Here is a 19,918-nt window from a genome sequence, read left to right on the forward strand (position 1 = left end):
TGATGCTCCGCAAGGTCGAACCGCGCATGAGATTGACGATGATCCTGACGATGGTCATGCGAGTCGCCTACGTTATTCACCCGATTATTGCGATTAAATATGGCCAATTTGTCGCTATATGTGTGGATTTGACGCTTAAGTAGGTTGCCCGGGCCGGCGCCTCGGGATTCGCTGCTACACTCATCAAACCCTAAATTAAAACGCGCCGCGGGATTCCCGGGAGACGCCGCCCTCGACCGGCGGCAAGCCGAATGCGGCGGTGCTCCCGATCGAACCATCACTGCCCCGCCCTCGCGGGACCAGGAGCCGGGACCGTGTCCGTCGTCGTTTCATCCGCATCGTGCAGTGCGCAGCATGCCGGCCCGTGGGCCGGGTGGGGCACCGCATGAGCGCCCTTCTTCCGATCCTCGATTGCATGCTGCTGGCGCTGACCTGCGCGGCCTGCGCCTACGCGTGGTTCGCGGCGCTCGCGCCGGCGCCGCGCGCGCCGGACTCACGCTGGCGCGACGGCCGTGCCGGCGTCAGCGTGCTCAAGCCGCTGTGCGGCGCCGAGCCGCGACTCTATGAAAACCTCGCGAGCTTCTGCCGGCAGCGGCATCCGCGTTATCAGGTCATTTGCGGCGTGGCGTCGCCGGCCGATCCGGCGATCGCCGTGGTGCGGCGCCTGCAGACCGATTTCCCCGATTGCGACCTCGAACTCGTGATCGACCCGCGCATCCACGGCAGGAATCGGAAGGTCAGCAACCTCATCAATCTCGACCGGCGGGTCCGCTACGGCCGCCTCGTGATTGCCGACAGCGACATCGCGGTCGAGTCCGACTATCTGGAACGCGTGACGGCGCCGCTCGCCGATCCGTCGATCGGCGTCGTTACCTGCCTGTACCATGCGCGCGGCGTGGGCGGCTTCTGGACCCGCATCGGCGCGCAGTTCGTCGACGCGTGGTTCGCGCCCTCGGTGCGGATCGCGCATCTGGGCGGGTCGAGCGACTTTGGCTTCGGCGCGACGCTCGCGCTCACGCGCGAGACGCTCGAGCGGATCGGCGGGCTGGCCGCGCTGAAGGACGAACTCGCCGACGACTACTGGCTCGCCGCGCTGCCGCGCCGCCTCGGGCGCCGCACCGTGCTGTCCGAGGTGGACGTGACGACCGACGTGATCGAAACCCGCTTCGCCGAACTCTGGGCGCGCGAGACGCGCTGGCTTCGTACCATCCGTTCGCTGAAAATGGGCGGTTTCACGAGCCTGCTGATCACGTTCACGGCGCCGTGGCTGGCGATGGGCACGTATCTGGCGATGCGGCTCGCCGGCACCGTGCCCGGCACGATCGGCGCGTTCGCGGCGGCGGCCGGCGTCCTCGCGCGGCTCGTGCTGCATGCGCGCACCGCGTCGGGCTGGCGCGCGTTCTGGCGTGACCTGCCGCTCGTGCCGATTCGCGATACGCTGCTGTTTGCGGCCTGGATCGCGGCCGCGTTCGGCTCGCACGTGATATGGCGCGGCGCGCGCATCAAGGTGGCGAGCGCGGCCCCGGCGACGGCGACGCATGCGGGGGCGGCCGGCCCGACGGAATCGAAGCCCGGCGCCGTGGCGCCGGTGCGCGCCGCGACCGGCCCGATGGCGGGCGCGGCGGCAAGCACATCGAGCGCGCGGGGCCGGCAGGCGTCGCGCGATGACGACGAACATCGACTGCACGAAGACGAATCATGCAAGATAACGGAACCTTTCTGAAAACACTGTTCCTGCAAGCCCCGTCCTATGACGGCTTCGACGGCGGCGCCGGTTCGCGCTACCAGGCCAGGCGCGAGATCCGCTCGTTCTGGTATCCCACCTGGCTCGCCCAGCCCGCCGCGCTCGTGCCCGGCAGCCGCGTGCTCGACGCCCCCGCCGACGGCCTGTCCGTCGCGGCCACGCTCGACATCGCCGCCGGCTACGAGCTCGTCATCATCCACACCAGCACGCCGTCGTTCCCCACCGACGCCCTGTTCGCCCAGGACCTCAAGCAGCGCAACCCGGCGGTCCTGATCGGCATGGTCGGCGCCAAGGTCGCCGTCGATCCGCACAACTCCCTGACCGCCTCCGACGCGATCGACTTCGTCTGCCGCGAGGAATTCGACTACACCTGCCGCGACGTCGCCGAGGGCAAGCCCTTCGCCGGGATCCTCGGCTTGAGCTACCGCGCCGCCGACGGCTCGATCGAGCACAACGGCCCGCGCCCGATGATCGAGGACATGGACGCGCTGCCGTTCGTCGCCCCCGTCTACCAGCGCGACCTCAAGATCGACAATTACTTCATCGGCTATCTCGATTACCCCTACGTCTCGATCTACACCGGTCGCGGCTGCCGCTCGAAATGCACGTTCTGCCTCTGGCCGCAGACCGTGGGCGGCCACCGCTACCGCGTGCGCTCGGTCGAGAACGTGCTGGCCGAGGTGAAGTGGATTCGCGACAACATGCCGGAAGTCAAGGAGATCATGTTCGACGACGACACCTTCACCGACTTCAAGCCGCGCGTCGAGGAAATCGCGCGCGGGCTCGGCAGGCTCGGCGTGACGTGGTCGTGCAACGCCAAGGCGAACGTGCCGTACTCGACGCTGAAGATCATGAAGGAGAACGGCCTGCGCCTGCTGCTGGTGGGCTACGAATCGGGCGACGACCAGATCCTGCTGAACATCAGGAAGGGCCTGCGCACCGACATCGCGCGCCGCTTCAACGAGGATTGCAGGAAGCTCGGCATCAAGATCCACGGCACCTTCATCCTCGGGCTGCCGGGCGAGACGAAGGACACCATCCAGAAGACCATCGAATACGCGAAGGAAATCAATCCGCACACGATCCAGGTGTCGCTGGCGGCGCCGTATCCGGGCACGAAGCTCTACGAGCAGGCGGTGGAGAACGGCTGGATGGAGGAGAACAAGACCATCAACCTGGTCAGCAAGGAAGGCGTGCAACTGGCGGCGATCGGCTATCCGCACCTGTCGAGGGAAGCCATCTATCACGAGCTGGAACACTTCTACCGCGCGTTCTACTTCCGGCCCGCGAAGATCTGGGAGATCGTGCGCGAGATGCTGTCGAGCCGGGACATGATGAAGCGTCGCCTGCGCGAGGGCGTCGAGTTCTTCCGCTTCCTGCGCGCGCACGAGGCGTGAGCGCGTGACGCATTCACCGGCGCCCGCGCGCGCACTGATTTTCACCGCCGACGATTTCGGCCTGCATCCCCGCGTGAACGCGGCCGTCGAGCGCGCGCATCGCGACGGCGTGCTCGCGGCCGCGAGCCTGATGGTGGCGGCCCCCGCCGCGCGGGACGCGATCGCGCGCGCGCGGCGGCTGCCGACGCTGGCCGTGGGGCTGCACCTGGTGCTCGCCGACGGCGCGGCGATGCTGCCCGCGCGCGAGATCGGCGCGCTGGTCGGCCCCGACGGCCGCTTCGGCGACGCGATGGCGAAGGACGGCTGCCGCTTCTTTTTCCTGCCCCGGGTGCGCGCGCAACTGCGTTGCGAGATCCGCGCGCAGTTCGAGGCGTTCGCCGCGAGCGGGCTGCCGCTCGATCACGTCAACGCGCACAAGCATTTCCACCTGCATCCGACCGTGCTCGCGATGATCGTCGAGATCGGCCGCGACTACGGGCTGCGCGCCGTGCGGCTGCCGTTCGAGCGTTCGGCGCCGGTCTGGCTGCGGCCGTGGATCGCGCTGGTGCGCGCGCGACTCGATCGCGCGGGCCTCGCCCACAACGACTACGTAGTCGGCATTGAACATACGGGACACATGAACGAACGAATCTTGCTCGACGCGATCGCCGCGCTGCCGGCGCACGGCGTCGGCGAAATCTACTGCCATCCGGCCGAGGCCGGCGACGCGCCGATCACGCCGTCGATGCGCGACTACCAGCCCGCCGACGAACTCGCCGCGCTGCTCTCGCCGCGCGTGGCCGCCGCGCTCGACGCGGCCGGCGTCGCGCGCGGCGGGTTCGCCGCGGTGTTCGGCAACGGCCGGCCGAACCCGGCCGTCCCGCACGGCGCCCCGGCGCCCACCGTCAGCCGCGCGGGAGGCGCAAGCCCGCGATGATGAAATGGCTCCATCGACTCGGCTGGCCGGTCGGCATCGCGATCCTGCTCGTGCTGGCCCTGCATCAGGGCTGGGGTGACGTGATCCGCACCATCGGCCGCGCAGGCTTCGTGCTGTTGTGGCTCGTGCCATACCACGCGTTTCCGCTGCTGCTCGACGCGCAGGGCTGGCGCCTGCTGCTCGCGCGGCGCGCCTCGCTGCCGTTCCTCTGGTGGCTCGCCACCGTGCGCGAGGCCGTGAACCGGCTGCTGCCGGTGGTGGGCGTGGGCGGCGAACTGATCGGCATTCGCGTGGCGCGCTGGCGCGTGCCGGACGCGAGCTTCGTCACGGCGACCGTGATCGTCGAGCTGCTGGTGACGCTGTCGGTGCAGTACGCGTTTTCGGCGCTCGGGCTCGTGCTGCTGGTGGCCGCGACCGGCTCGGGCGACAGCGTGAAGACGATCGCGCTGTCGCTGGTGCTGTCGCTGCCGATGCCCGTGATCGGCTTCATCATGCTGCGCCGTGGCGGGATCTTCCAGACCATCGAGCGCTTCGCCGCGAAGCTGCTCGGCGATACCAGCAAGCTGCTGCGGGGCATCGACGGCGAGCGGCTCGACGCCGAGATCATCGCACTGATGTCGCGCACCGGGCTCCTGCTGCGCGTGTTCGGCTGGCAGTTCGCCGGCTACCTGAGCGGGGCGCTGGAGATCTATCTGGCGCTTGCGATGCTGGGGCATCCGGTGTCGGCGAGCGGCGCGATCGCGATCGAGGCGATGATCCAGGCGATCCGGCATATCGCGTTCATGGTGCCGGGCGGCGTGGGCGTGCAGGAGGCGACCATCGTGCTGCTCGCGCAGCTGTTCGGCGTCGATCGCGAGACGGCGCTGTCGCTCGCGCTGGTGCGGCGCGCGCGCGAACTGCTGTCGGGCGGCCTCGCGCTCGCGTCGTGGCAGGTGGTGGAACTCGCGCGCTCGCGGCGGCGGCTGAAGCTCGTGGCGCGTCGCGAGGCGCGCCGCGGGGAGGGCGGCCGGCGCGCCGCCGAGGCGCGTTCGTCGCGGTGAGGCGCGCGCGCGGTGCCGCCTGTTTGCGGCGCGGCCCGCGGCTTGACCCGCCGCGAGCCGCGCCGGTCGATCTGTCGCGCGCGGGGTTCCACGCGTATGCTTGTGCGATCTCCGCTTTGCGCGCCCGACGGCGCGCCACCTGACCGATGATGGAGTTCGTTATCCGGCCGGCGCGGCCGTGGCTCGTGGCCACGGCGGTCGCCGCGACCTGTCTGCTCGGCGGCTGCGACAGCCGCCAGTCCGAGGACGTCGTGCATCGACTGAAGGAATTCTTCCGCGCGATCCAGCCCGCGCCGTTGCTGCTCAAGGGGCTGAAGCCGGGCGTCTCGACCGAGGCCGAGGTGCGCTCGCGGCTCGGCAAGCCCGAGACCGAGCGGCAGGCGATCGACGGCTCGAAGCGCCTCGAATATCCGCGCGGCCCGATGGGCGACGAGACCTACATGGTCGACATCGACCGCAACGGCCTGTACCTCGGCGCGACCCAGGTGCTCACGGCCGAGACCTTCGCGATGATCCGCCCCGGCATGACGCAGGACGAGGTGCGCCAGCTGCTGGGCAAGCCGACCGAGGTCGCGCGCTATCCGCTCAAGCCGGAGACGGTCTGGAGCTGGCGCTGGCGCGAGGATGGCGTGAATCAGGATGCGTTCTTCAACATCCACTTCGGCGTGGACGGGCTGGTCGCGACGACCTCGCGGTCGGATGCGGAGGCGGGGCGGTAGGGCGCGTCGCCCGCACGATGTTCGCGGTCATTCGCCGCGTGCATGCCTGGCTTCGCGATAGCGCCGCTCGGCATCGGGGGCGTCAGCGGCATGGGCGGTTTCCGGAACGTTGACGGACGCGCTGCCGTCCAGGTGAGTATGGTTTGCCGTTGTTCCGGCATCTTTCGCCACGATTCGTGAGGTCGCAAGCCGTGTCGAGCCTGTCGGGACGAACGTCAGGGCGCCAGCCTGTTGCCCGCCTCACGCACCTGCGGGCTGTCATGCGAAGCAGACCGGAGCGGGGGAAGCGTGCGGCGCCGCCTCATGCACATTCCATCCAGGGCAAGCCTCGCGCTATCGAAAAAGCGACCCGAAACCTGCAAAAACGCGCAGGCCGCCGCCGCGTCGCCATCGCCTGCCATCCACCCCCGCCATCCGCAAGCCCCGCCATGCCGGGCGGGCGTCGCCGCCTGGTCGTCCCGTCCGTCGTTGCTGCGTCGCAGCATCCCGCCCCCGCCCCCTTTGAGCCGGTTTTTTTCGCGAGCCACCATCCGCCGCATGCCCCGGCCGCTTCCCGAGCAGAAGCCGCCACGCTTCCGATCCCAACATCGCCACCCTGGAGACACGCGTGTTCCTATACGGATTCGGCCCCGTCATCTGGGCGGGCACCGTGCAGACCATCGAGCTGTCGGTGCTCTCGCTCGCCGCGGCGGTCGTGCTCGGCCTGGCCGGCGCGGTCGCGAAGCTGTCGACGAACCGCGTGCTGCGCGCGCTCGCCACGGCCTACACCACGCTGATCCGCTCGGTGCCCGACCTGGTGCTGATGCTGCTGCTGTTCTACAGCATCCAGATCTGGCTGAACCAGATCACCGACCTGCTCGGCTGGGACCAGATCGACATCGACCCGTTCGTGGCCGGCGTACTCACGCTCGGCTTCATCTACGGCGCGTACTTCACCGAGACGTTCCGCGGCGCGTTCCTGTCGGTGCCGCGCGGCCAGCTGGAGGCGGGCGCGGCCTACGGCATGAGCGGACTGCGCGTGTTCACGCGGATCCTGTTCCCGCAGATGATGCGCTTCGCGCTGCCCGGCATCGGCAATAACTGGCAGGTGCTCGTGAAGGCGACGGCGCTGGTCTCGATCATCGGCCTGGCCGACGTCGTGAAGGCCGCGCAGGACGCGGGCAAGAGCACCTTCAACATGTTCTTCTTCATCCTCGTCGCGGCGCTGATCTATCTGGCGATCACGACGCTGTCCAACCTGGTGCTGCGGCAGCTGGAGCGGCGCTACTCGCTCGGCGTGAGGCACGCGGAACTATGATCGAGATCCTCCAGGAATTCGGCCGCGCGTTCCTCTACTGGGACGGCCAGCGTCTGTCCGGCCTCGTGGTCACGCTGTGGCTGCTGGTGGCGTCGATCGGCATCGGCTTCGTCTGCGCGGTGCCGCTCGCGGTGGCGCGCGTCTCGCGCAAGCGCTGGCTGTCCACGCCGGTGCGGCTCTACACCTACGTGTTCCGCGGCACGCCGCTCTACGTGCAGCTGCTGCTGATCTACACCGGCATCTACAGCCTCGAGTTCGTGCGCTCGCACTCGCTGCTCGACGCGTTCTTCCGCAGCGGCTTCCACTGCGCGGTGCTGGCCTTCGCGCTGAACACCTGCGCCTACACCACCGAGATTTTCGCCGGCGCGATCCGCGCCACGGCGCACGGCGAGGTGGAGGCGGCGCGCGCCTACGGCATGGGCGGCTGGACCCTGTACCGGCGCGTGATCCTGCCCTCGGCGCTGCGTCGCGCGCTGCCGCTCTAAAGTAACGAGGTGATCCTGATGCTGCACGCCACCACGGTGGCGTTTACGGCCACCGTGCCCGACATCCTGAAGGTCGCGCGCGACGCGAACTCGGCCACCTACATGGCGTTCCAGTCGTTCGGCGTGGCCGCGCTGATCTATCTTGCGGTATCGTTCGCACTCGTCGCGGCGTTTCGCCGGGCCGAGCGCCACTGGCTCGCGTATCTCGCGGCCGGCCGTCATTGAATCGTCTTCATTTCCGGAGAGGCCAGTTGGCAGAGACCACGCAGCCGAACGCCGCCAGCAAGCTCGCGGCGCACGACATTCACAAGCGCTACGGCGACAACGAAGTGCTCAAGGGCGTGTCGCTCGACGCGCACGCGGGCGACGTGATCAGCATCATCGGCGCGAGCGGCTCGGGTAAGAGCACCTTCCTGCGCTGCATCAATTTCCTCGAGAAGCCGAATGCGGGCCGGATCGTGGTGGACGGCGAGGAGGTCCGCACCCGCGCCGACAAGCTCGGCGCGCTCGACGTGGCCGACCACAAGCAGCTGCAGCGGATCCGCACCAAGCTCGCGATGGTGTTCCAGCACTTCAACCTGTGGGCGCACATGAACGTGCTCGAGAACGTGGTCGAGGCGCCGGTCCACGTGCTCGGCCTGTCGAAGCGCGAGGCCGAGGAACGCGCGCGCGAGTACCTGGAGAAGGTCGGCCTGCCGCCGCGCGTCGAGAAGCAATACCCGTCGCATCTGTCGGGCGGCCAGCAGCAGCGCGTGGCGATCGCGCGCGCGCTGGCGATGCACCCGGACGTGATGCTGTTCGACGAGCCGACCTCGGCGCTCGACCCGGAGCTGGTGGGCGAGGTGCTGAAGGTGATGCAGAAGCTGGCCGAGGAAGGCCGCACCATGATCGTGGTCACGCACGAGATGGGCTTCGCGCGCAACGTCTCGAACCACGTCATGTTCCTGCACCAGGGCCGCACCGAGGAGGAGGGGCATCCCGCCGAGGTGCTGTCGCGGCCGAACAGCGAGCGCCTCAGGCAGTTCCTGTCCGGCAGCCTCAAGTAAGGGCGTGCCGCGCATGGCCGCCATCCCCGGCCGCACGGGCGGCGCCGCGCGCGCCACGCAGGTCGCGATCGTCGCGCTGCCGCCGGTGTCGATGTCGGGCGTCGGCCCGATCGTCGACGCGCTCGCGCTCGCCAACGAGATCGACGGCCGCGCGTTGTACCGCTGGCAGGTCTGCTCGTGGGATGGCCGGCCGGTGCCGCTCGCGGGCGGCGCGTCGTGGGCCGCCGACGCGGCGTTCAACGACGCCGTCGCCTGCGACTGGTTGATCGTCGTCAGCGAACGGTTCCAGCAATTCGCCGACTATCGGCTGTTCCTCGCGAGCCTCGCGCGGGTGGGCCAGCGCACGCCGCTCGTCACCGGCATCCATCACGGCGTCTGGTGGCTCGCGATGGCGGGGCAACTGGCGGGCTACCGCGTGGCCGTGAACTGGGAAACCTACCAGCAGTTCGCCGAGCAGTTCGAGCGCACCATCGTCACGCAGCAGATCTTCGAGATCGACCGCGATCGCGCGACCTGCGCGGGCGGCCAGGCCAGCCTCGATTTCATGCTGGCGATGATCGGCCGCGACCACGGCCCCGCGCTGCCCGAGCGGATCGCCGACGCGCTCGGCTGCGGCACGCCGCGCAGCGGCGAGGCGCGCCAGCGGATTCCGTTCGTGACGGCGCCGGGCGAGCGCCATCCGCGTCTGAACGATGCGCTGCAATTGATGGAGGCGAACGTCGAGGACCCGCTCACCACCGACGAGATCGCCACGCTGGTGGGCATCTCGCGGCGTCAGCTCGAACGGCTGTTCCGCCAGTATCTCGGCGCGATGCCGTCGAAGTATTACCTGAACCTGCGGCTCCTGAAGGCGCGCACGCAGTTGCAGCGCACCAGCAAGTCGGTGGTGCAGGTCAGCCTCGCGAGCGGCTTCTCGTCGGCCGCGCATTTCTCGAACGCGTACCGCGAGCGCTTCGGCGTGACGCCGCGCGAGGACCGCCGCGCCTGGCTCGAAAAGCAGCACGGCGGCGCGAGCGAGCCGCGCGCGGGCGCGCTGGTGGAGCGCGACGAAGGCTGACGCGGCACGCTTCGTGCATGTCCCCGGCATGCCAGGCGCGGCACGCCAGGCGAGGCGGCCGGCCTTGCCGACAGAACCCGTCGCAAATGCGCAAGACGATTGCCGGCCGCTTGCCTACACTGAACCCTGTGATTTCTGAATGAAGGAGGCGCCATGATTCGCCCGGACGTGACCCGACAGACTTTCGATGACGTGATGGTGCCGGTGTTCTCGCCGGCCCCGTTCGTGCCCGAGCGCGGCGAAGGCTCGCGCGTGTGGGACACCGACGGCAAGGACTACGTCGATTTCGCCGGCGGCATCGCGGTGACGGCGCTCGGCCATGGTCATCCCGAACTGCTCAAGGTACTCGACGAGCAGGGCCGCAAGCTCTGGCACATCGGCAACGGCTACACCAACGAGCCGGTGCTGCGGCTCGCCAGGCGCCTCGAAGCGCTGACCTTCGCCGACCGCGCGTTCTTCGCGAACTCGGGCGCCGAGGCCAACGAGGCGGCGCTGAAGCTCGCGCGCCGCGTCGCGTTCGAGCGTTTCGGCGCCGACAAGTACGAGATCGTCTCGTTCGCGCAGTCGTTCCACGGCCGCACCTTCTTCACGGTCAGCGTGGGCGGCCAGCCGAAGTATTCGGACGGCTTCGGGCCGAAGCCGGACGGCATCCATCATCTGCCGTACAACGACATCGCGGCCGCGAAGGCCGCGATCGGCCCGCGCACCTGCGCGGTGATCGTCGAGCCGATCCAGGGCGAGGGCGGCGTGCTGCCGGCCGATCCGGCGTTCCTGAAGGCGCTGCGCGAGGCCTGCGACACGCATGGCGCGCTCCTGATCTTCGACGAGGTGCAGACCGGCGTGGGCCGCACCGGCCATTTCTACGCGTACATGGACACGGGCGTGACGCCCGACGTGCTGACCACCGCCAAGGCGCTCGGCAACGGCTTCCCGATCGGCGCGATGCTGACCACGGAACAATACGCGGCGCACTTCAAGGTCGGCGTCCACGGCACCACCTACGGCGGCAATCCGCTCGGCACCGCGATCGCCGACAAGGTGGTCGAGCTGGTCAGCGATCCCGCGCTGCTGGCGGGCGTGACGGCCCGCGGCGAGCGGATCCGCGCCACGCTGGCGGCGCTCGACGGGCGCTTCGGCCTGTTTCGCGAGATCCGCGGCAAGGGCCTCCTGATCGGCGCCGAGCTGACCGAGGCGCATGCCGGGCGCGCCAAGGACTTCATCAACGCGGCGGCCGAACACGGCGTGATCATGCTGATCGCCGGCCCCGACGTGCTGCGCTTCGCGCCGTCGCTGGTGATCCCGCACGACGTGCTCGACGAGGGCCTCGCGCGTTTCTCGCGCGCGGTCGAACAGGCGGTCGGCGCCACGCGCTGACGCCACTGCGTTCCAGGTAACGACGATGCTATTTGTACGCCCCGGCAGGCTTGCCGATCTCGACGCGCTGGCGCAGATGGCCCGGACCGCGCGGCCCGTGCTGCATTCGCTGCCGCACGACCGCCGCGCGCTCGAGGCGCGCGTCGCGCTGTCGGAGGATTCGTTTCGCGCCGACGCCGATTTTCCCGGCGAGGAGTTCTACCTGTTCGTGCTCGAGGACAGCGAGACGGGCCGCCTGCTCGGCACCGCGAGCATCGTCGCCGCGGCCGGCTATTCGGAGCCGTTCTACGCGTTTCGCAACGACGCGCTGATCCATGCCTCGCGCGAGCTGCACGTGAACCGCAAGATCCACGCGCTGACCATGTCGCACGAGCTGACCGGCAAGAGCCGGCTGGCCGGCTTCTATGTCGATCCGGCGCTGCGCGGCGACGCGGCCGCGCACCTGGTGTCGCGCGCGCGCATGATGTACATCGCCGCGAACCGCCGCCGCTTCACGCCCGAGGTGTTCTCGCTGCTGCTCGGCGTGACCGACGCGCAGGGCGCCTCGCCGTTCTGGGAGGCGGTGGGCCGCAAGTTCTTCCGGCGCGACTTCGCCGACATCGAGGTCGAGTCGGGCGGGCGCAGCCGCACCTTCATCGCCGAGGTGATGCCGGTCTACCCGGTGTACGTGCCGCTGCTGCCGGAGGCCGCGCAGCGCGTGCTCGGCGAGCCGAACGAGAACGGCCTGCTCGCCTACGACATCCATCTCGAGGAAGGCTTCGAGCCGGACCGCTACGTCGACATCTTCGACGCCGGCCCGGTGCTGACGGCGCAGATCGACCGCACCGCCTGCGTCACGCACGGCAGCTCGCGCACGGTGCGCGCGGCCGATGCCGCGCTTGACGCGAACGGCGCGAACGGTGCCGGCCACGCGCGCGGCGGCCATGCCGCGCGCGCCGGCGCCACGCATCTGGTGTCGGCCGGCGCCGGCGACGCGTTCCGCTGCGTGCTGGCCGACCTGCCCGACGCGGCCAGCGTGAGCCGCGGCGACGTCGCGCCGCTCGACGCCGCCGCGCGCGCGGCGCTCGGCGTGATCGACGGCGACACGGTCTACAGCGTGCCGCTGCACCGGCGCGAGGACGCCGAGGCTTCCTCTCACGCCCTGTCTGGAGAATCGCGATGATCGTCGTTCGAGTCGTGCGCACCGGCGACGTCGACGCACTCGTCGCGCTCGCGCAGGAAACCGGCCCCGGCCTGACCACCTTCAAGCCCGACCGCGACGCGCTGGCCGCGCGCGTCGAGCGCGCGCGCCGCACGCTCGACGGCAGCGCGGCGCCGGCCGAGGCCGGCTACTTCTTCGTGATGGAGGACACCGCCAGCGGCGACATCGCCGGCGTGTGCGGGATCGAGACCGAGGTCGGCCTGGCCCAGCCGTTCTACAACTACCGCGTCAGCACGGTGGTGCATGCGAGCCAGGATCTCGGCGTCTGGACCCGCATGTCGCTGCTCAACATCTCGCACGACCTGACCGGCTACGCCGAGGTCTGCTCGCTGTTCCTGAGCCCGCGCTACCGCACGGCGGGCGTGGGCGGGCTGCTGTCGCGCTCGCGCTTCATGTTCATCGCGCAGTTCCGCGAGCGCTTTCCGGAGCGGATCTGCGCCGAGCTGCGCGGCCATTTCGACGAGCAGGGCACCTCGCCGTTCTGGCGCGCGGTCGGCTCGCACTTCTACCAGATCGACTTCAACGCGGCCGATTACCTGAGTTCGCACGGCCGCAAGTCGTTCCTGGCCGAGCTGATGCCGCGCTTTCCCGTCTACGTCGACCTGCTGCCGCAGGACGCGCAGGACTGCGTCGGGCTCACGCATCGCGACACGCTGCCCGCGCGCCGCATGCTCGAGGCCGAGGGGCTGCGCTACCAGAACCACGTCGACATCTTCGATGCCGGACCGGTGCTCGAATGCCACGTCGGCGACCTGCGCACGGTGCGCGACAGCGTGCTGGTGCCGGTCGAGATCGGCACGCCCGAGGCGGTCGAGGGCGGCCCGCGCGCGCTGGTGTCGAACACCTCGCTGGCCGATTTCCGCGTCGGCGCGGCGCCGGGCGAGGTCGCCGACGGCCGCTTCGTGCTGTCGGCCGCCGACGCCGCCGCGCTCGGCCTGCGCGCGGGCGAGCCGGCGCGCGTCTACGCGCTCAAGTCACAACCGAGATAACTCATGTCCGAACTCTTCATCGACGGCGACTGGCTCGCCGGCAGCGGTCCCGAATTCGTCTCGCGCAACCCCGGCACCGACGAGGTGGTCTGGCGCGGCGCGAGCGCCTCGGCCGCCGACGTCGAGCGCGCCGTGTCGAGCGCGCGCCGCGCGTTCGCCGCCTGGTCCGTGCTCGGGCTCGACGCGCGCATCGCGATCGTCAGGCGCTTCGCCGCGATCCTCGGCGAACGCAAGGAGGCGCTCGCCGCCGCGATCGGCCGCGAGACCGGCAAGCCGCTCTGGGAAGCACGCACCGAGGTCGCGACGATGGCCGCCAAGGTCGACATCTCGATCCAGTCGTATCACGAACGCACCGGCGAGAAACGCGCGCCGCTGGCCGACGGCACGGCCGTGCTGCGGCACCGCCCGCACGGCGTGGTGGCCGTGTTCGGCCCGTACAACTTTCCGGGCCATCTGCCGAACGGACACATCGTGCCGGCGCTGATCGCCGGCAACGCGGTGGTGTTCAAGCCGTCCGAGCTGGCGCCCGGCGTGGCGCAGGCCACCGTCGAGGCGTGGCGCGACGCGGGGCTGCCGCCCGGCGTGCTGAACCTGGTGCAGGGCGAGAAGGACACCGGCGTCGCGCTGGCCAACCATCGCCAGATCGACGGGCTGTTCTTCACCGGCAGCTCCGACACCGGCACGCTGCTGCACCGCCAGTTCGGCGGGCGGCCCGAGATCGTGCTCGCGCTCGAGATGGGCGGCAACAATCCGCTCGTGATCGGCGAGCTGGCCGACATCGACGCGGCCGTCCATCACACGATCCAGTCGGCGTTCCTGTCGGCCGGGCAGCGCTGCACCTGCGCGCGTCGTATTTTCGTGCCCGAGGGCGCGCGGGGCGAGCGGTTCCTGGCGCGCTTCACCGAAGTGACGGCGGCCATCACGGCCGGGCTTTTCGACGCCGATCCGCAGCCGTTCATGGGCGCGGTGATCTCGGCGCGCGCGGCGGCGCGGCTGGTGGCGGCGCAGGACGCGCTGCTCGCGGCCGGCGCGACGCCGCTGATCGCGATGACGCAGCGCGACGCGCGGCTCGGCTTCGTCAACGCGGCGATCCTCGACGTGAGCGCGGTGCGCGAGCTGCCCGACGTCGAGCATTTCGGCCCGCTCGCGCAGGTGATCCGCTACCGCACGCTCGATGAAGCGATCGAGCGCGCCAACGACACCGCCTACGGCCTGTCGGCGGGCCTGCTGTCCGACGACGCGCGCGCCTGGGAGCAGTTCTGCCGCGGCGTGCGCGCCGGCATCGTGAACTGGAACCGGCCCACCAACGGCGCCTCGTCGGCCGCGCCGTTCGGCGGCACCGGCCGCTCGGGCAACCACCGGCCGAGCGCCTATTACGCGGCGGACTACTGCGCGTACCCGATGGCCTCGGTCGAGAGCGAACGACTGCAGATGCCGGCGAGCCTCTCGCCCGGCCTTCATTTCTGAGCGGAACGCGACCATGAACGCAACCGGACACGCCATCGAGGCGAATTTCGACGGGCTGGTCGGCCCGACCCACAACTACGCGGGGCTGTCGTTCGGCAACGTCGCGTCGCTGAACAACGAGAAGTCGGCCGCGAACCCGAAGGCGGCCGCCAGGCAGGGGCTGCGCAAGATGAAGCATCTGGCCGATCTCGGCTTCGCGCAGGGCGTGCTGCCGCCGCAGGAGCGGCCGTCGCTGCGCCTTTTGCGCGAGCTCGGCTTCTCCGGCAAGGACGCCGACGTGATCGCCAAGGCCGCGCGGCAGGCCCCCGAGCTGCTGGCCGCCGCGAGCTCGGCCTCGGCGATGTGGACCGCCAACGCGGCCACCGTGAGCCCGTCGGCCGATACCGGCGACGGCCGGGTCCACTTCACGCCGGCCAACCTGTGCAGCAAGCTGCACCGCGCGATCGAGCACGAGGCGACGCGCCGCACGCTGTCGGCGATTTTCGCCGACGAGGCGCGCTTCGTGGTCCACGACGCGCTGCCCGGCACGCCGGCGCTCGGCGACGAGGGCGCGGCCAACCACACGCGCTTTTGCGGCGAGTACGGCGCCGCCGGCGTGGAGTTCTTCGTCTACGGCCGCAGCGAATACCGGCGCGGGCCGGAACCGAAGCGCTTCCCGGCGCGCCAGACCTTCGAGGCGAGCCGCGCCGTCGCGCAGCGCCACGGGCTGGCCGAGGCGGCGACCGTCTACGCGCTGCAGAACCCCGAGGTGATCGACGCGGGCGTGTTCCACAACGACGTGATCGCGGTCGGCAATCGCGACACGCTGTTCTGCCACGAGCTCGCGTTCGCGGAGCGGCAGGCCGTCTACGACGCGCTGCGCGACGCGCTCGACGCACGCGGCGCGCAACTGAAGGTGCTGGAGGTGCCGGACGCCGCGGTCAGCGTGGCCGACGCGGTCGGCTCCTACCTGTTCAACAGCCAGCTGCTGACGCGCGCCGACGGCAGGCAGGTGCTGGTGGTGCCGCAGGAGTGTCGCGAGAACGAACGCGTCGCGCGCTATCTCGACGCGCTCGCGGCCGGCCACGGGCCGATCGACGACGTGCTGGTGTTCGACCTGCGCGAGAGCATGAAGAACGGCGGCGGCCCGGCCTGCCTGCGGCTGCGCGTGGTGTTGAGCGACGCCGAGCGCGCCGCGGTGCAGCCCAAGGTCTGGATCGACGACGCGCTGTTCGGCTCGCTCGATGCCTGGATCGAACGGCACTATCGCGACCGGCTCGCGCCGTCGGATCTGGCCGATCCGGCGCTGCTCGATGAATCGCGCACCGCGCTCGACGAACTGACGCAGATCCTGCGGCTGGGCTCGCTCTATGACTTCCAGCGCTGATCGCGGCGGCGTGCCCGCCTGGCTCGATGATTGCCTCGCGAGCTTGCTCGCGGGCGACACGCCGGATCCGGCCGAAGGCGTCTGCGCGGGCGGCGCGGTGCATTACGCGTGGCGCGGCGAGGGGCTGCTCGAACTCACGCCGGCGCGGCTGCTCGACGTGAACGAAGCGGCCCCGCACGCGCTGCTGGTCTCGGCCGGCGTACACGGCGACGAGACGGCGCCGATCGAGCTGCTGTCGGCGATCGTGCGCGATCTCGCGCATGGCGCGCTGGCGCTCGCCTGCCGGCTGTTGATCGTGTTCGGCCATCCGGCCGCGATGCGCGCCGGCACGCGTTATCTCGACGACGACCTGAACCGCCTGTTCAACGGCCGTCATGCCGCGCTCGCCGGCAGCCACGACGCACCGCGCGCGGCCCGGCTCGAGGCGGCCGCCGTCGAGTTCTTCGCGGCGGCGCCCGGGCGGCGCGGCGCGCGCTGGCACCTCGACCTGCATACCGCGATCCGCGCCTCGGCGTTCGAGCAGTTCGCGCTGCTGCCGCACACGGGCGAGGCGCCGTCGCGCGCGCTGCTCGACTGGTTCGGCGCGGCGCGGATTCCGGCCGTGCTGCTGCACACCGAGCGCGGCAACACCTATTCGCAGTTCACGGCGAGCGCCTGCGGGGCGCTCGCCAGCACGCTCGAACTGGGCAAGGTGCGGCCGTTCGGGCAGAACGACCTGACGCGTTTCGCCGGCGCCGACGCCGCGCTGCGGCGGCTGATCGCCGGTGCCGCGTCCGCTGGGGATACGGCCGCCGGCGTCGCGCTGCCGCGCGTGTTCACCGTGATCGGCCAGATCACGAAGCAGAGCGAGGCGTTCGAGCTGTTCGTCGCGCGCGACGTGCCGAACTTCACGCCGTTCGCACGCGGCACGCTGCTCGCGCGCGACGGCGACTACCGCTACCTGGTGTCGCACGACGAGGAGCGCATCGTGTTTCCGAACCCGTCGGTCAAGCCGGGCCTGCGCGCCGGGCTGCTGGTGGTCGAGACGACCGCGGCCACGCCGGCCGCGCTTGACTGACTCGCGCCCCGAGCCGCCGGCAGCTGGCCGGGAAGCAATCCCGGAGCCAGCCGAACCAGCCGGCCCGCGCGCAGCTGAATCGATAACGCACCAATATCGCGCCGATGTCGCGCGCGGCGCCTGGCGCGGGATCTGGCGCGCATGGCGGTACAATCGCGCGCTCGCGGCGGCATCCGCCGCCGGGTGGCCGGCATCCGCCGCCCACGCGTTGGTCCGGACGGCGCGCCCACGAGGCGCGGCCGGTCCGGTTGTCGTAGCACCCTGACTGAAGCAATAGCGAGGAGAGCATCCCAATGAAGTTGAACTGGCGAAAGATGGCCACATGCGCGGTGGCGACGGCCGCCGCGGTGTCCACCCTGTCGGGCGCGCACGCGGCCGACCTCAAGCAGATCCGTTTCGGCGTCGAGGCGTCGTACGCGCCGTTCGAATACAAGACGCCGGACGGCAAGCTCGCCGGGTTCGACGTCGATGTCGGCAATGCCGTCTGCGCGAAGCTGAAGGTGCCGTGCGTGTGGGTCGAGAACGACTTCGATGGCCTGATCCCGGCGCTGCAGGCGCGCAAGTTCGACGCGATCAACTCCGACATGACGATCACGCCGCAGCGCGCGCACGCGATCGCGTTCACCGATCCGATCTACTCGATCCCGAACCAGCTGATCGCGAAGAAGGGCAGCGGCCTGCTGCCGACCCCGGCCTCGCTGAAGGGCAAGCGCGTGGGCGTGCTGCAGGGCACGATCCAGGAGTCCTACGCGAAGGCGCGCTGGGCGCCGGCCGGCGTCGAGGTGGTGCCGTACCAGACTCAGGATCTGGCCTACGCCGACCTGCAGTCCGGCCGGCTCGACGCGACGTTCCAGGATTCGGAGGCGGCCGCCAAGGGCTTCCTGTCGAAGCCGCAGGCCGCCGGTTTCGCGTTCGCCGGCCCGCAGGTGGTGGACGCCGAGATCCTCGGCTCGGGCGTCGGCTACGGCCTGCGCAAGAACGACACGGCGCTGCGCGCCGCGCTCAACCAGGCGCTGAAGGAATTGAAGGCGGACGGCACGATCGACACGCTCGCGAAGAAGTATTTCAGCGTCCCGGTGGTGCTGAAGTAAGCGGATGCGGGCGGCGGGCGCGCGCCTGACGCGTGGCCGCCGCCACTGCCGCCGCCGAAACACGAAGGCCGGCGCTCCCGATCGAGGGCGCGCCGGCCTTTTTTATGGCTGCCGGCCGGCGCTGGGGCCGGTCGTTTCGACATGGGAGCGCGTCGGCGCTCAGGCCGCGCCGGCGTCGGACTTCGCGAAGAAGCGGCCCAGCTCGGCGCCGATGTGGTTCAGCGTGGCCATGTCGCGATGCGAGATGCGCCGGGTCGGCTGTGCGCCGGACCAGTCGCCGTAGAGCAGCGCGACGCAGCGCTCGTCGGTGCGCACCGGCAGCAGCACGAAGCCGTGGACGTTGTGGAACGCGTCGCGGTACCAGCCCGGCAGGCGTCGCAGCATCTTCGGCTCGTGCGCGTCCTCGATGAAGATGCCGACCGAGTTCGAGATCGCCAGATGGAACACGTCGGGCTCGAAGGTCTCGTGAAAGCGCATCCGGTCGAGCGCGGCCTCGACGCCGTAGCCGAAGCCGAGCTTCGCGGCGAACGTGCCGTCCTCGCCGCGCACGAACATGACCGTGCGGCTCAGCGCGAGGCTGGCCAGCACGCTTTCGGAGGCGAGCGCGAGCACCGGCTCCTGATGGTTCTCGGACGGCAGGGCGCGCAGGTCGGCCAGACCCGTGTCGAGCGTCGCCTGCGGTTCGGCCGCGGCGCGTTCGAGCGCGGCCGCGTTGGCGCGCAGGGCGACGATCTCGCGCAGCACGGTGTCGCTGGTCTCGTCGTGCGCGAGTTCGCGCGCGATCTCCAGCAGCGCGTCCGCGTCGATGTCGAGCGTCGGCGCGAAGCGCTGCGCGAGCGCGGCCAGGCGTGCGTCGCGCTGCGCCGTGGTGAGGCCGGGCACGGTCATCACGGCCGCCACCTCGGTCGAGCAGTCGCTGACGGCGCGCAGCCACTGGCGCCGCTCGTGGTCGGCGCGGTCGATGTGCGCGTCGAGCTCGCCATGGCCCTCGGGCTCCTCGTGCGGATCGAACGGCGCGATGCTGGCGCGGATCGTGTCCGGCAGCCGCCAGCGCGTGGCGGCTTCGCGGCCGATCTCGTCGAAGCCCACGCCGAGCACGTCGACGCAGGCCGCGGCCTCGTCGGCGCCGAGCTCGGCCGCGCGCTGGCGGATCGCGTCCCATTCGCCGTCGAGGTAGAACACCACCAGCAGCTTGCCGACCTGGCGCATCAACGTGCAGACGGTGGCTTCCTCGCCGGCGCGCAGGTCGGAATCCTCGGTCAGGCGACGCGCCACGCAGCCCGAGAGCAGCGCGCGGTTCAGTTCGAGCTTCGCGTCGATGCGCTGCGCGGCGCTCTGGTGGAAATGGTCGACGAGCTTGAGGCCGACCACCAGGTGGCCGACCGCGTCCATGCCCAGCACCATCAGGGCGCGGGTCACGGTGGTGATGTTGCCGCCGAACGCGATGTACATCGCCGAGTTCGCGAGCCGGATCACCTTCTGGGTCAGCGCGAAGTCGGACAGCACGACGCCGACCAGCGCCGTGAAATCGAGATTATCGCCGTCGATCGCGGCCATCGTCGCGCGCAGCGAATCCGACAGCATCGGAAAATCGCCACGCTCGTTCATGCGTGCCCAAAGCTTGTCGAGCAGCGCTGCTTTCGGCAGGTGTTCGGTGAATGTCGTCATACGG

At 70.4% G+C, this 19,918-nt stretch carries 16 protein-coding genes and 1 pseudogene; 16 read left to right on the forward strand and 1 reads right to left on the reverse strand.

Annotated elements, in window-relative coordinates; translation table 11 throughout:
* Nucleotides 1-385: 385 nt before the first annotated feature.
* The 16 genes and pseudogenes from hpnI (at nucleotide 386) to bpln_RS05155 (ending at nucleotide 18,246) form a co-directional block, all read left to right on the forward strand.
* Nucleotides 386-1,723 (forward strand): bacteriohopanetetrol glucosamine biosynthesis glycosyltransferase HpnI, encoded by a 1,338-nt coding sequence (gene hpnI, locus bpln_RS05080; RefSeq protein WP_055139446.1) that lies wholly within the window; start codon nucleotides 386-388, stop codon nucleotides 1,721-1,723.
* Nucleotides 1,699-3,141, forward strand: coding sequence for a hopanoid biosynthesis associated radical SAM protein HpnJ (hpnJ, locus tag bpln_RS05085; protein WP_338025964.1), 1,443 nt, complete (start codon nucleotides 1,699-1,701; stop codon nucleotides 3,139-3,141). Before hpnI ends, hpnJ begins: the two co-directional genes overlap by 25 nt.
* A gap of 4 nt (nucleotides 3,142-3,145) precedes the next feature.
* The gene (gene hpnK, locus bpln_RS05090; protein ID WP_148653934.1) at nucleotides 3,146-4,057 is read left to right on the forward strand and encodes a hopanoid biosynthesis-associated protein HpnK; all 912 of its coding nucleotides are present in this window, start codon (nucleotides 3,146-3,148) and stop codon (nucleotides 4,055-4,057) included.
* Complete coding sequence (locus bpln_RS05095; protein ID WP_042626452.1) at nucleotides 4,054-5,097, forward strand: lysylphosphatidylglycerol synthase domain-containing protein; 1,044 nt, start codon at nucleotides 4,054-4,056, stop codon at nucleotides 5,095-5,097. The genes hpnK and bpln_RS05095 overlap by 4 nt, the downstream gene beginning before the upstream one ends.
* Before the next feature lie 146 nt (nucleotides 5,098-5,243).
* Complete coding sequence (bamE, locus tag bpln_RS05100) at nucleotides 5,244-5,816, forward strand: outer membrane protein assembly factor BamE domain-containing protein (RefSeq protein WP_055138225.1); 573 nt, start codon at nucleotides 5,244-5,246, stop codon at nucleotides 5,814-5,816.
* A 607-nt stretch (nucleotides 5,817-6,423) separates the two neighbouring features.
* On the forward strand, nucleotides 6,424-7,113 hold the full coding sequence (locus bpln_RS05105; protein ID WP_042624263.1) for an ABC transporter permease: 690 nt from the start codon (nucleotides 6,424-6,426) through the stop codon (nucleotides 7,111-7,113).
* Nucleotides 7,110-7,823, forward strand: a pseudogene (locus bpln_RS05110) (ABC transporter permease). Before bpln_RS05105 ends, bpln_RS05110 begins: the two are co-directional and overlap by 4 nt.
* Nucleotides 7,824-7,849: 26 nt before the next feature.
* On the forward strand, nucleotides 7,850-8,644 hold the full coding sequence (locus bpln_RS05115) for an ABC transporter ATP-binding protein (RefSeq protein WP_042624265.1): 795 nt from the start codon (nucleotides 7,850-7,852) through the stop codon (nucleotides 8,642-8,644).
* Between the two features lie 13 nt (nucleotides 8,645-8,657).
* Complete coding sequence (locus bpln_RS05120; protein ID WP_055138226.1) at nucleotides 8,658-9,701, forward strand: GlxA family transcriptional regulator; 1,044 nt, start codon at nucleotides 8,658-8,660, stop codon at nucleotides 9,699-9,701.
* A 153-nt stretch (nucleotides 9,702-9,854) separates the two neighbouring features.
* The gene (locus bpln_RS05125) at nucleotides 9,855-11,075 is read left to right on the forward strand and encodes an aspartate aminotransferase family protein (protein ID WP_055138227.1); all 1,221 of its coding nucleotides are present in this window, start codon (nucleotides 9,855-9,857) and stop codon (nucleotides 11,073-11,075) included.
* Between the two features lie 25 nt (nucleotides 11,076-11,100).
* On the forward strand, nucleotides 11,101-12,237 hold the full coding sequence (gene aruF / locus bpln_RS05130) for an arginine/ornithine succinyltransferase subunit alpha (protein WP_055138228.1): 1,137 nt from the start codon (nucleotides 11,101-11,103) through the stop codon (nucleotides 12,235-12,237).
* Nucleotides 12,234-13,265, forward strand: a complete 1,032-nt coding sequence (gene astA / locus bpln_RS05135) for an arginine N-succinyltransferase (protein WP_042624269.1) — start codon at nucleotides 12,234-12,236, stop codon at nucleotides 13,263-13,265. The genes aruF and astA overlap by 4 nt, the downstream gene beginning before the upstream one ends.
* A gap of 3 nt (nucleotides 13,266-13,268) precedes the next feature.
* Entirely contained in the window at nucleotides 13,269-14,732 is a 1,464-nt protein-coding gene (gene astD / locus bpln_RS05140) for a succinylglutamate-semialdehyde dehydrogenase (protein WP_055138229.1), read from the forward strand.
* 13 nt (nucleotides 14,733-14,745) lie between these two features.
* A complete protein-coding gene (gene astB, locus bpln_RS05145) occupies nucleotides 14,746-16,098 on the forward strand; it encodes an N-succinylarginine dihydrolase (RefSeq protein WP_055138230.1) in 1,353 nt (450 codons plus the stop codon).
* The gene (gene astE, locus bpln_RS05150) at nucleotides 16,082-17,155 is read left to right on the forward strand and encodes a succinylglutamate desuccinylase (RefSeq protein ID WP_055138231.1); all 1,074 of its coding nucleotides are present in this window, start codon (nucleotides 16,082-16,084) and stop codon (nucleotides 17,153-17,155) included. Before astB ends, astE begins: the two co-directional genes overlap by 17 nt.
* A 293-nt stretch (nucleotides 17,156-17,448) precedes the next feature.
* Nucleotides 17,449-18,246, forward strand: a complete 798-nt coding sequence (locus bpln_RS05155) for an ABC transporter substrate-binding protein (RefSeq protein ID WP_055138232.1) — start codon at nucleotides 17,449-17,451, stop codon at nucleotides 18,244-18,246.
* A gap of 159 nt (nucleotides 18,247-18,405) precedes the next feature.
* Here the strand turns inward: bpln_RS05155 and bpln_RS05160 are convergent, their stop codons facing one another.
* The gene (locus bpln_RS05160; protein WP_042624274.1) at nucleotides 18,406-19,914 is read right to left on the reverse strand and encodes an HDOD domain-containing protein; all 1,509 of its coding nucleotides are present in this window, start codon (nucleotides 19,912-19,914) and stop codon (nucleotides 18,406-18,408) included.
* Between the last annotated feature and the right edge of the window lie 4 nt (nucleotides 19,915-19,918).

The sequence above is a fragment of the Burkholderia plantarii genome (genome assembly GCF_001411805.1).
Lineage (GTDB): Bacteria > Pseudomonadota > Gammaproteobacteria > Burkholderiales > Burkholderiaceae > Burkholderia > Burkholderia plantarii.